Genomic DNA, 12,804 nt, shown 5'->3' on the forward strand with positions numbered 1-12,804 from the left:
CTATTTAGGAAGATGGGGGATATGGCGATGAATATTACAGTGATTGGTACGGGGTATGTGGGTTTGGTTTCGGGTGTGTGCTTCTCTGAAATTGGGAACAACGTCATCTGTGTAGATAATAATCCAGACAAAGTTGCGCTGCTTAGAGAAGGCAATGTGCCCATCTATGAGCCGGGACTGAAAGAACTAATGAATGCCAACATGAAAGCGGGCAGATTATCATTCACCGAAGAGATCGGTGAGGCGATCAACCGCTCAGACATCATTATTATCGCTGTAGGTACACCTTCCTTGCCTAATGGTGAAGCCAACTTAAGTTATGTTGAACTCGTTGCCAAACAAATTGGTTCTCATATTGATAGTTACAAAATAATTATGACTAAAAGCACGGTTCCTGTCGGAACAAACGACCGAATTCAGGAATGGATTAGCAGTTTGACTCAGCATCCTTTTGATATGGCATCGGTTCCTGAATTCTTGCGTGAGGGCACGGCCGTTAAGGATACGCTATACCCGGATCGCATTGTCATTGGAACAGCCAGTGAGCGCGCTGTGGCGACGCTTAAGGAGCTGCATCAGCCTTTGACGGATCAGATCATTACGACGGATATCCGCTCCGCGGAGATGATTAAGTATGCATCCAATGCCTTTCTGGCAACCAAAATATCCTTCATCAATGAAATTTCAAATATCTGTGAGAAGGTGGGGGCAGACGTTGGTCGAGTAGCTGAAGGTATGGGTTATGACAAGCGGATCGGCTCTTCCTTCCTGAAAGCAGGCATTGGCTATGGTGGCTCATGCTTCCCTAAAGATACACAAGCGCTGATTCAAATTGCGGGCAATGTCGATTACGACTTTAAATTGTTGAAATCGGTAGTCGAAGTGAATAAGGATCAGCGTTTTAACGTCATTCGTAAACTAGAAGAGGCATTGGATGTACTGGATGGCAAACAGATTGCGGTGTGGGGCCTCGCCTTCAAACCGGATACGGATGATGTACGGGATGCACCAGCGATTGAGATTATTCAGCGCCTGCTAGATCAGGGAGCAACGGTGAAAGCTTATGACCCTATCGCTACAGAGAATTTCCGGAAGGAGGTTGATTCACCAGCAATCACATGGGCTTCAAGTGCGATGGAGGCTGCTCGCGATGCACACGCACTCTGTGTCCTGACGGAATGGAAGGAATTCATGGAAGTTGATCTGACTGAACTAGCTGCACATATGGATCAACCGATTCTCATCGATGGACGAAATATCTATGAAGAAGACCAGATCAAGGGTACACCTTTTCAATATTACTCCGTTGGACGTCCTGGCTTAACCAATATCGATGGTAGAAAAACCGCAGTTCTGTGACCGGAGGCATGAACATGAAACTCAAACGGGGAATCCAGATTTCGTTAGCAATTGTGTTTCTCATGATAGCGATTGTGCTCGGTTATGCAGTCTATCTGTATCTTAACGTTAAATCGGCTGCAAACGACATCTATGAGCCCCGGGAACCGGTCAAAGAGGTATCTATCGTAGATAACAGGGGAGGCGGCAGATTTCCTATTGATCTGGAGAACGAGGAACCGTTTAACGCCCTTATTCTAGGTGTTGATACACGCGCCAATGATCGTGGACGCTCTGACACCATGATTGTGCTCAGTGTCAATCCAGCTGAAAAATCCGTACTCATGTTTAATATTCCCCGCGATACTCGCACGAGCATCGTGGGGCGTGGAACCGAGGACAAAATCAACCATGCCTATGCGTTTGGCGGGGTAAATATGTCTGTGCAGACCGTCGAGCAATTTCTCGGTGTACCGATGGACTATTACTTGAAGGTGGACATGGAAGGGTTTGCGCGAGTCATTGATTTGGTTGGTGGTGTAGATGTGGAGAATCCATTTGCTTTTGAATATGAGGGGTATCAATTCGACAAAGGTACGATTCACCTGGATGGTGCAAGTGCATTGGGGTTCTCGCGTATGCGTTATGATGATCCGAAGGGAGACCTGGGACGTAATGACCGGCAACGGGAAATTATCAAGCAGGTATTGAAAAGCACGGTGCAAGTCTCGACGGTGTTTCAGTTGGAATCACTTCTTGGAGAAGTGAGCGAGCATGTCAAAACAGACGTTTCATTTGATGAGATGAAGTCCATGCTCAGCAAATATCGTAACGTTCTGGAGCATGTCGAATCGGTTGAAATTAAGGGCACAGGTAAAAAAATAGACGGAGTATATTACTATATGGTGGAACAGTCTGAAAAGGATCGTATACATCAGCTGATCAAAGAACACTCCGGGTAAATGGAAATGGGGGTGAACCACATGCGAAGGTTCAGACTGCCTAAATTAGCACTGATCGTAGTATTAATGTACACACTTATGATTCCAACCACGACAAATGTAGTTCAGTCTGCTGAAAGTTATCAATGGAATTCGATCCCCGTTGGCGGTGGAGGTTACATTACAGGGATTGTTATTCACCCTACCGAGCCTGACTTAATCTATGCTCGTACAGACATTGGGGGCGTATATCGACTTGATCCGGCGAATAACAGATGGATTCCGTTATTGGATCATGTCGAATCGAATGAAAGCAATCTGTATGGCATAGATGGAATTGCATTGGATCATCAGAATCCGGATATCGTCTATGTTGCTGCCGGGAAGTATGCGAATGGAAGTCCTAGTGATGTGCTGAAATCGACAGACCGGGGTGCAACGTGGACACGAACGGGATTGAATTTGCGTAATGTCTCCAATGGGAATATTCATAGAGCCATGGGTGAGAATATTGCAGTTAATCCAACAAGCTCAAGCTTTCTGCACGTGGGTACAAGATACAATGGTTTATATGTATCCAACAACGGAGGAAGCACCTGGAGTCACGTACGAGAAGTACCTTATGGTATTGCAGGACAGGGAATTCGCAGCGTGGCCTATGGCGTTAATCCATTAGCGAAGCATGAGCAAATCGTGTATGCAGGAATAAGGGGCGTAGGCATTTTCTCCAAAATGAAACGAAGTAATGGGGAAGTGGCCTGGGAACTTATACGGAACAGTCCAGATAGCGTAGCGCGGATGACCGTTTCCAAAAGTGGGATTTTGTATGCAACTACAGATAACAGAGGTGTCTTTAAATACAACGGCAGACAGTGGACCAATATCACCCCGAGTTCAGCCTATTCATCCTATTATGGGATCAGTGTAGACCCTTCGAACGAAAATCATATCTTAGCTGCTGTTCGAACAGGTGGCAGTAATTTGCCGTTGTACCGTTCCACCAATGGGGGGCAGACCTGGGTTAATGTAAACAAAACGTTGAACGACAGACCGCCATGGTGGACATCGAACATGTTCTTTTCCGCAACAGCAAGTGTTGTATTTGATCCGCATCATCCTGGCAGAGTATACGTTTCCGATTGGTCAGGTGTATACAAGACAGATGATATTACGGCACAGAATACGCAATGGGATGCCATTACAGATGGGCATGAGGAGCTTGTGGCATTAGCTGGTTCAGCACCACCACAAGGAACCCCTTTCTTTAGTGGTGTCGCAGACCAGACTGGATTTGCCCATTCGGATGTGTATAGTCCCCCAATCAGAAAGCTGCAACTTGATGGCATGAAAGAAGTGGTCAGTATCGACTATCATGAAGCCGATCCGAACAAGATGATTTTCTTGGGCAGTAACGATTGGTATGGAACCATCACCAGACTGTATATTTCATCCGATAATGGTCAGACGGCTACTGCTGTGAATGTGCCGAATGGCTCCAAATTGGGGCGCGTCGCATACTCTGCCACCAATCCGAACCTCATCATTTATTTGCCGCAAACCGGCAAAGCCGTGAGGAGCACAAATAAGGGAGCAAGCTGGCAGAGCATGAGCGGGCTTCCGTCCAATGACAATGATGCAGATTCGATATTTACGTATAATGAGAGGCTCGCTGGGGATCGAATTAACGGAAATAAGTTTTATATGTATTCCGCGGGACATATTTACCGAACGACCAACGGTGGGGCGAATTGGTACAAAGCCAACGCCAAGCCATTGCCGAGTGGTGGGAAAATTACGGTGGAGGCTGCACCTGGGCTAGGGAATGTCGTGTGGGTTAGCCTGGGAGATGCAGGCTTGTATGCTTCTAGTAGCTCTGGAACGACATTTACCAAGTTACCTAATGTGCAATCGTCTGAATTATTTGCTTTTGGCAAAGGAAAACCAGGTACGCTTAATCCAGCAGTATTTGTCTATGGAACCGTCAATAATGTAAAAGGATTCTACCGTTCCGATAATATGGGACGGACCTGGCAGAACATTTCACCAGCTACCGGAATGGGTCTTGGAAATCAACCTCAGGTGCTGAAAGCGGATCGCCAGACGTATGGAAAGGTCTATGTAGGCACGAACGGTAGAGGTTTATTTACAGGCTCATTCGCTCCATAATCTGTACTGAGTTCAGTGAACATTAGAAAGAGAGATGAAAGCGGTGATTACAATATTAGAAGAGGAGGGTTCACGGCGGAGGCGACATCATCATAAGCGTAGAAAATGGGGATATTTGCTGACCACGCTTATAATCGTCTCATGGATTTTGTTCATCTGGTCAATGTCGGCACAGTCGTATCAGGAGCAGACGATTCAGCCGTGGCTGCGTCAATGGTCTGGGAACATTCAATGGCTGCTAACATTGCCTGATATCCAGTTCACCTATGGCGAGCATCATTATTCGCTCAATCAACGACCCTTAGACTTTGCCGAGTTTGTATTCCGCAAAAGTGCGCATGTATTCGTGTATGCCGTACTGGGTGTACTTGTTTACTGCGGGATGCGTTATCTAAGAAAAAGAACCATAACCAGTGTTGGGATTGCACTGGTTGTGGTTACCGTCATTGCCGCAGTGGATGAATACATTCAGCATTTCAATCCGAGCCGGACAGCTTCTATTCGAGATGTGGGCGTGGATCTGATTGGTGGTTTCTGCGGTGTGATGTTATGGATCGCAAGCGTAGCGCTCTATCGGAAATTAAGATCAAGGCGTATACGTAAGCGTTCTGAGCGGTAGGAACGCAATTTCCCAGGAAATCAGATGTTATTGTAGCAACTTCTACTTGTTTGTCCTCCATCATAGATATGGAAGGAGGACAGGGAGGGACAGGTATGCTGCGAAGAAGAAATCGGAACGAATTGTTCAAAAAAATTGGTTTTATCATCATTGTACTTCTGTTGTTATGGCTTATCATAAGAACAGTTCCGCATCTATTCCGTGCCAGTGATCCTGATACAGCGGCAGCGGTCGTAGCTGAATTTTATCGATTTGAGCAAACAGGGGATTTTGGAAGCTCATGGGAGCTGTTTCACCCGCTTATGAAGGAGCGGTTTCCTAAGAGCACATATGTACAATCTAAAGCCCATATTTTTATGCAGCATTTTGGTGTAGAAACCTTTGGGTTGGAGATCGAGAAGCCTGAGCGTGAGTTTGATGTCAACATCATTGATGGCATGGATGCATTCTCAGAGGCGTACAAAATGAATGTAACGATGAAGTATAAAAGTACATTTGGTGTAATCGATATGGTTCAAACCTGTTATGTCGTCCAAGATGGGAAGGAATGGGTATTGCTCTGGTATTATCCGGCGGGTGGTGAGCCTCAGCAGCAGGAGCACAGTGAATAGATGATGTTAAATGTTCAAATTAGTATATGCCCATAGTATGAACCGGATTGTATCGCTAGTCCTTAAATAAGCTCTATGAATGCGAGACTTTTGTCGCATTTGTAGAGCTTTTTTTGTGTTTTTTTCTTTTTATAGTCGATAAACTCTTGACAATAGTCCCGGTGTCAAGTAAATTACGAATTAGATACAAAATGTATCAATTCTCAGCATCTAACGACAAATAACAGGGATCTCAGTGCTCCTTGTGAGGGGAATGAATTCAGTGATCGAATCAAGTCGCTTTTTTTGTGTCAGTTGTGGGAGGATTGTGTCGGTTGCTAGTAACTCTGACCAAGCACAGGGAGAGAGTTGCGGTAGCAATCACGTATTTCGAACGGGTTTTTATCGAAGTGAGATGCCGCTAGGATGCTGTGCAACATGTCAGGTTCAGACCAAGCGACAGGAGAATGCCCAGTTTACAGGACAATATACTAAAGATTATGATACACTGAATTCATATGAGAAACGGGCATGAATGGTAAGCCCGTCGATGAGGGAGGGAATGGAATGCAGAATGAACCAGTCGTCCGTCTTCAGGGCGTCAGTAAAATTATCTCTTCCCGATCGTTGGTCAGCGACCTGACTCTGGATATTTCTCCGGGGCAGGTTTTTGGTTTTTTAGGACCAAACGGGGCAGGTAAAACAACGACGATCCGAATGATGGTTGGACTTATGTCGATTAGTAAGGGAGATATCTTGATCTCCGGGCATAGTGTGAAAACGGAGTTTGAGAAGGCTATCGCAGAGGTTGGTGCGATTGTAGAGAATCCTGAAATGTACAAATTCCTCACAGGGTATCAGAATCTTGTCCATTTTGCCCGCATGTCACCCGGTATTACGAAGGAGCGCATCGCGGAGACCATTGAGCGGGTTGGGCTCACCGCACGGATTCACGATAAGGTGAAGACTTACTCGCTTGGAATGCGTCAACGCTTAGGGGTCGCCCAAGCCATATTACATAAACCGAAGTTGCTCGTATTGGATGAACCTACGAACGGATTAGATCCACAAGGGATTCGGGAACTGAGAGATTATCTACGCCAGCTCACGCGAGAAGAAGGAATTACCGTGTTTGTATCCAGCCACTTATTATCAGAGATGGAGCTTATGTGTGATACGGTAGCCATTATTCAGAACGGTAAGCTGATCGATGTGCGAAATCTGAGACAAGAAGCGGGAGCGGATGCTCTGATTGAAGTGGCCTTCGAGGTCAATGATGCACAGCGTGCCGCTGAACTCGTTCCAGGAGCTACTATTCAGGGCAGTAACATCGTTGTTAGCGTATCTCGGGAACAGATTCCAGAGCTGAACGCCAGATTAGTAAATGAAGGGTTTCAGGTTTATGGTATCCGTAACGTTACCCATACCTTAGAAGATCAATTTTTGCAAATGACTGGGGGCGGAGGTATTGGCTAGTTTCGGCAATCTGTTATTGAATGAAAATATGAAAATATTCCGTCGTGCACGAACCTGGATTATGCTCTCCATTTTGGCTTTGAGTGCGCTATTGCTGCCATTGTTGTTAAGAGAAGGCTTGGGGGCAAGCGATATGCCTGCCTTGGAAGCGGCCTATACAACCGTTCAGATCGTATTTTTTCTAAATACCATCTTCTGTGTCGTCATAGCTGCTGAAGCGGTAGCAGGTGAGTTTACCTGGGGAACGATCAAGCTGTTGCTGATTCGTCCATGGTCGCGGAGCAAAATTTTATTGTCCAAATATTTGACGGTCATTGGATTCAGCATTTTGAGTACGCTCGTTGTGATTCTTCTGGCCTGGGGCATGTCTTCTGTGCTGTTCACAACGGATATTGAGACCAGAAACACCGGACAGACATTTACATTATGGGGCTATATGTACGTTGACTTGTTTATTACACTAGCAATTGCCTTCATGGTGTCCTCTGTCTTTCGTTCAGGAGCGCTGGCGATTGGATTATCGCTATTTATTATGTTTACACAAAATATCTTTACATTGATTTTCAATCCAACGCGTTATGAATGGGCGAAGTATGTTCTGTTCAATAACATGGATCTTAGTAGATACATGAACTCAGGATCTGTCTTTGATATGATCGGCGGAGGCGTTCCAGAGGGCATGACTCTTGGTTTTTCCATTGCAGTGCTGGCTGCATACTATGTCATATTCATGGTTATATCGTGGGTTGTATTCAGCAGAAGAGATGTAGCAGGCTAATCGCCTGCTTCTTTTTTTGTCTTTATTCAGCAGGGAGTTGGATTAGGACGTGTCTTAAAACTCGCTGAAGTGCATCTTTTACCGCCTTTTCGCTCCCTGCTGCGTCACTTTCCCTTGACGTGCCCCGGCACGCCTGCGGAAAACTTCCTTGCTTGGAACTAAAATTCGGCAAAATCTGCGTCCTTCGGAGTTTTCAGACACGCCCTAGAAACTCTTTGTTCTCTCTTAAACGAAGCTGGACTGTGGCAAAAGCTGTATTTCAGGGTACATATGTTACAACAGACATGGCTTGGAAGTTGAGAATTTGTCTATGCTGTAGTCAACAGGTTGTGATTTTTATTACATATTTCGCCGCAGTCGCATTTGGCAGAGCAGCGCATGGAGGGATTACGTTTCTTGGTAAACAACAAGTTTTATCGCATATGCACAGCCATTATTTTGCTGCTGCTCATCGTGTATTTGGGGGATAAAGTAAACTTTATTTTCCGTCCGCTAACCTCATTGATTCATATCATCATTATTCCATTACTGATTGCAGGATTTTTCTATTATCTGCTGCGTCCACTCGTCGATTATATGGAGCGGCACAAAATGAATCGAGCGCTGTCCGTCATCATTATCTATGTCGTGATTGCTCTGATTCTTGCAGGCTTCAGCGTCTTAGTCTGGCCGTCTCTGCGAGAGCAGCTGTGGAATTTCATTGAGAATACACCAGACTTGATTAGTTCACTCACCAATCAGCTCACGGAACTAGAGCAGAATGGTTTCCTTTCCAGGTATCTGCCCGAAGATTCCGATCTGGTCTCACGTTTGTCTGATTTCTTAAGTCAAGGGATAACTCAAGTCAGTGATTATGTCGCTGGATTATTCTCGGTTGTATCCAATCTCGTCATTATTCTCGCAACGTTTCCCATCATGCTGTATTACATGCTCAAAGAGGGCAGTAAGTTTGGCACGAATCTGACGTTGTTATTGCCAAGACATTACCGTAAGGACGGGGAAGAGACAGTTCATGAGATTGATGATGCATTAAGTAATTATATTGTGGGGCGTGTCATTGTGAACGTGGCACTTGGTATTCTGATGTATATCGGGTTCCTTATCTTAGGTTTGCCTTACGCACTGTTACTGACCATGGTATCCATCATTTTGAACTTTATCCCGTATGTTGGTGCAATTCTGGCAGCTATTCCGGTTGTCATCGTTGGTTTTATTGAATCACCATCCATGGCGATCTGGTCGCTGGTTATTATTGTTATTGCACAGCAAATACAGGATAATCTCGTCTCCCCGTATGTGTATGGGAAGAAGTTGGATATTCATCCGCTAACGACAGTTATACTGCTTCTTGTAGGTGCAGACTTGGGGAATATTCTCGGGATGATTATCGTTATTCCGTTATACATGATTCTTAAGATTATTGTTCGTAAAATTCATTATCGGATTGTGGAAGATAAGACAGAGCCTGTGGAGTGAGCGAAGAGTTCATCTGAGTAAGCCGCATATATGTTGTGAAGGGTCATGTAGCTGCCCTTTACGATGTATATGCGGCTTATTTGACGTGTCTCAGAATGAATAAAGCATGTTGTTTAATTTGAATTTTATTTCAATGCCCTTTACTCATTCTTGTTCTATCTGTTATACTTGGTATATAACAGATATTAAAAAGAAGGTGAACTCTTGATTATTCAACTTGATATGCAGTCTGAACTCCCCATTTATACACAACTGGTTAATCAGATTATCGAAGGGATTGCTAGTGGGGAGTTGCAGCTAGGTGAGGCTCTACCTTCAGTTCGGAATTTGGCAGCAGATATCGGTGTTAATCTTCATACCGTCAATAAGGCGTATACGTTACTCAAGCAAGACGGGTACATTCAAGTACATAGACAAAAGGGAGTTGTAGTAAACCCTAATGGAATGCCTGATTTAACGGATGAATTTCTGAATAAGCAACATAGTGAATTAAGACCGATTATTGCCGAAGCCATCTGCCGAAGTATGAGTAAGGAACAGCTATTAGAGGTGCTAGCCAAAATCTATGATGATGTAAAAGAGGGTCGCAACGAAGAATAAATGACTTAGAGGAGTGTTGGGTATGCAACTATTTATCTTATTACCGATGATTTTGATCTTTGCTCCATTAGCCGTCGTTCTCTCCTTTACACCATATTTGACAAGAGAGACCGTTAGCTTCGGGGTTACGGTAAGTGAGTATAACTATTACACGCCAATCTTGCGCAAGCTACGGCGTACTTTTGCTACATTAAGTTTGATTGGATATGGAGTTATTATGCTGGTCTGTCTGTATCTACTACCATCTGCAAATGAAGAGTCTACTGCGATGATCACTGGTGTTGGTACAATCATGTTCATTGTGTACGGGGCAGCACTAAGTTTGTCATTTCATTTCAGGATGAAAAAGATAAAGGCAACGCTGCCAACTGGAACGTCACCTCAAAAAGTAAGAATTGATACCACCTTCCGCCAAAATAAGCTTACCTATTCCAACTATTGGTTTACCATTCACATTGCTATTGTTGCAGCTATTGCTATCATTTCGTTGCTGAATTACGAGGCATTACCTGGCATGATACCAATGAAATACGATTTTCAAGGCAATGTCACTTCAAGTGTTCCCAAAACCTACTTATCCGTACTGGCTATTAATCTCATACAGTTTGGGATGATTGCGCTCATGATGTTTGTGAACTGGAGTATTAAAACAAGCAAGCAACAGCTTGCTTCGTCCGATCCTGCACAGTTTGCTGCTAAAAATATTCAATTCCGCCGTAAATGGTCTCTATTTTCGATCATAACAGGGTTACTTCTTACCATTTTATTTGCCTTCATCCAGATCAACATGTTTGTCCCTAATCAGAACTTGTTGTTAGCGGTTACCCTCATCATCCCTGTGGTGATTATTTTAGGCGCTGTATTGCTGTCTCTAACAGGCAGACAAGGCGGTGGGAACATTCGTAATCATCAAGAGGATAACAAACGATCCAAGGAGCAGCCTGTGAATGACGACCAATATTGGAAGCTTGGCTTCCTATATTTTAACCCCAATGATCCTTCTTTTACTGTAGAGAAAAGATATGGAATAGGATGGACGATTAACTTCGCTCGTCCAACAGCTTGGGTTCTGTTCTTATTCATCATTGCTATTGTTGTTGTAAGCATAGTTATGAGCCAATAGATGCTCATCTATGTACTTATAAATAAATTATGAGGAGGAGTTCTTATCGTGAACCATTGGAAAAAACAACTTATTTCCCTTATTTCCGCATGTCTCATCCTACCAGTAGCATCAATCTCGGCAGCTACACAAGAGTCTAATGAAGTCGAATCGCTGGTTCCAATCCGTGAAATGGCCGAAAAGAATGGTGCAGAGGTATCCTGGCAACAAAAAACAGGGGATATCACGATCACCAAAAATGAAATTACAATTGTCGTTAAAGTAGGAGAGCAGCAGGCAATGGTGAATGGGCAGGCAGTGTCTTTAGATCATCCTGTTCAATTAATTAAAGGGGTTAGCTTAATCGATGTAGCTTTTCTTACAGAAGCATTGAAGGAAGCACCTGAGGATATTTTTATGGCACTTGTGAGTGAGGGGAAGGGTGAGGAGGCAGCTAAGTATGTTCATACCTCTATGAGTGGAGTGTTATCACCCGCGTTATTGAGTCAGCTATGGGCATCATTAGAAGGGCAGAATGGCAAAATTACAAGTAAGCCCCTAGCTAAACGCGTAGAAAACAATACAGTGCATCGTAATGTAACATATACGTTTAAGACTGAGCTTACTAGTTTAAGCATTACAGTTAGAATGAATCCTAACGGACTTGTAGATGACTTACACATTGCGGCTGCTACGCCAGATGTTTACCAAACACCAAGCTATGATGAGCCCTCTGCCTATACAGAACAAGCGATTACGGTTGGTCACGGTGAATTAGCCCTACCGGGGACACTTACCTTACCTAAGGGTGAGGGTGCTTTCCCTGTTGTCATTCTTGTACATGGTTCTGGGCCTAGCAATCAAGACGCTGCCATCGGTGGTGCGAAGCCATTCCGCGATCTTGCCGTAGGGTTAGCTTCACAAGGAATTGCCGTATTAAGATATGACAAGGTTACTTATGAACATACCTATAAGGTTGCATCGCAGCCGAAGTTCACATTAAAGCAGGAAAGTGTAGATCAAGTAGCAGATGCAATCCAACTTCTCCAAAAGAATCCACAGATTGATTCTACAGCGATTTATGTGGCCGGGCATAGCCAAGGCGGGTTCGTAATGCCGCTCATCATTGAAGAGGATAAACAAGATGACATTGCAGGCGCAATCCTGCTTGCCGCGCCAAGTAGTAGCTTTGTAGATGCGCTCACCGAGCAGCAGGACGAATTGGTAGATCGGGTGAAGCAACTTGGTTTAGACACGCAGAATATCAAGCTCCAAGCTGATTTTTACAAAAATGCTGCTGCCATCGTGAAAGACCCTAAATATTCTGTAGATCATCTGCCTGACTCATTCCCGCTTGGGGCTGCTTATTGGTGGTATGAGCAAAGAGATTATGTGCCTTCCGTATTAGCAAAAACACAAAATACCCCTATGCTAATAATGCAGGGTGAAAATGATGTGCAAGTGTCTATGAAGCAATTCCAAGACTGGAAATCGGCTCTGCAAAGTCATACCAATGTAACGTACAAAAGCTATCCAAAGGTAAATCATATTTTATCAAGCTATGACGGAATTTCGATTGGCACAGAGTACACTCAGCCATCCAATGTCTCACAGGATATTATTGATGATATTGCGAAGTGGGTATTAGGATCAGAATGAAATAAATATCAAAAAGCACTTGCCGATGTAGGCAAGTGCTTCTCCATGTTATATGTTAA

At 44.3% G+C, this 12,804-nt stretch carries 11 protein-coding genes; all 11 read left to right on the top strand.

Annotated elements, in window-relative coordinates:
- Nucleotides 1-27: 27 nt before the first annotated feature.
- The 11 genes from M3636_RS19965 (at nucleotide 28) to M3636_RS20015 (ending at nucleotide 12,745) form a co-directional block, all read left to right on the top strand.
- Nucleotides 28-1,359 carry a UDP-glucose dehydrogenase family protein gene (locus M3636_RS19965; RefSeq protein ID WP_251383739.1) on the top strand — a complete coding sequence of 444 codons (1,332 nt, stop codon included), beginning with the start codon at nucleotides 28-30 and terminating at the stop codon, nucleotides 1,357-1,359.
- Nucleotides 1,360-1,373: 14 nt separating this feature from the next.
- Nucleotides 1,374-2,300: an LCP family glycopolymer transferase gene (locus M3636_RS19970; RefSeq protein ID WP_251383740.1), complete on the top strand. Its 927-nt coding sequence runs from the start codon at nucleotides 1,374-1,376 to the stop codon at nucleotides 2,298-2,300.
- A gap of 21 nt (nucleotides 2,301-2,321) precedes the next feature.
- A complete protein-coding gene (locus tag M3636_RS19975; protein WP_251383741.1) occupies nucleotides 2,322-4,445 on the top strand; it encodes a hypothetical protein in 2,124 nt (707 codons plus the stop codon).
- A 43-nt stretch (nucleotides 4,446-4,488) separates the two neighbouring features.
- On the top strand, nucleotides 4,489-5,064 hold the full coding sequence (locus tag M3636_RS19980; RefSeq protein WP_251383742.1) for a VanZ family protein: 576 nt from the start codon (nucleotides 4,489-4,491) through the stop codon (nucleotides 5,062-5,064).
- A gap of 95 nt (nucleotides 5,065-5,159) precedes the next feature.
- The gene (locus M3636_RS19985; protein ID WP_251383743.1) at nucleotides 5,160-5,675 is read left to right on the top strand and encodes a hypothetical protein; all 516 of its coding nucleotides are present in this window, start codon (nucleotides 5,160-5,162) and stop codon (nucleotides 5,673-5,675) included.
- 546 nt (nucleotides 5,676-6,221) lie between these two features.
- The gene (locus M3636_RS19990) at nucleotides 6,222-7,130 is read left to right on the top strand and encodes an ABC transporter ATP-binding protein (RefSeq protein ID WP_251383744.1); all 909 of its coding nucleotides are present in this window, start codon (nucleotides 6,222-6,224) and stop codon (nucleotides 7,128-7,130) included.
- Nucleotides 7,123-7,908, top strand: a complete 786-nt coding sequence (locus tag M3636_RS19995) for an ABC transporter permease (protein WP_251383745.1) — start codon at nucleotides 7,123-7,125, stop codon at nucleotides 7,906-7,908. The genes M3636_RS19990 and M3636_RS19995 overlap by 8 nt, the downstream gene beginning before the upstream one ends.
- A gap of 396 nt (nucleotides 7,909-8,304) precedes the next feature.
- Nucleotides 8,305-9,384: an AI-2E family transporter gene (locus M3636_RS20000; protein WP_145407475.1), complete on the top strand. Its 1,080-nt coding sequence runs from the start codon at nucleotides 8,305-8,307 to the stop codon at nucleotides 9,382-9,384.
- A gap of 204 nt (nucleotides 9,385-9,588) precedes the next feature.
- On the top strand, nucleotides 9,589-9,984 hold the full coding sequence (locus M3636_RS20005; protein ID WP_145407393.1) for a GntR family transcriptional regulator: 396 nt from the start codon (nucleotides 9,589-9,591) through the stop codon (nucleotides 9,982-9,984).
- Nucleotides 9,985-10,006: 22 nt separating this feature from the next.
- On the top strand, nucleotides 10,007-11,107 hold the full coding sequence (locus tag M3636_RS20010) for a DUF1648 domain-containing protein (RefSeq protein WP_128100707.1): 1,101 nt from the start codon (nucleotides 10,007-10,009) through the stop codon (nucleotides 11,105-11,107).
- A 48-nt stretch (nucleotides 11,108-11,155) separates the two neighbouring features.
- Nucleotides 11,156-12,745 carry an alpha/beta hydrolase family protein gene (locus M3636_RS20015; RefSeq protein WP_251383746.1) on the top strand — a complete coding sequence of 530 codons (1,590 nt, stop codon included), beginning with the start codon at nucleotides 11,156-11,158 and terminating at the stop codon, nucleotides 12,743-12,745.
- Nucleotides 12,746-12,804: the final 59 nt, after the last annotated feature.

The sequence above is a fragment of the Paenibacillus sp. MER 99-2 genome (genome assembly GCF_023714095.1).
GTDB lineage: Bacteria > Bacillota > Bacilli > Paenibacillales > Paenibacillaceae > Paenibacillus.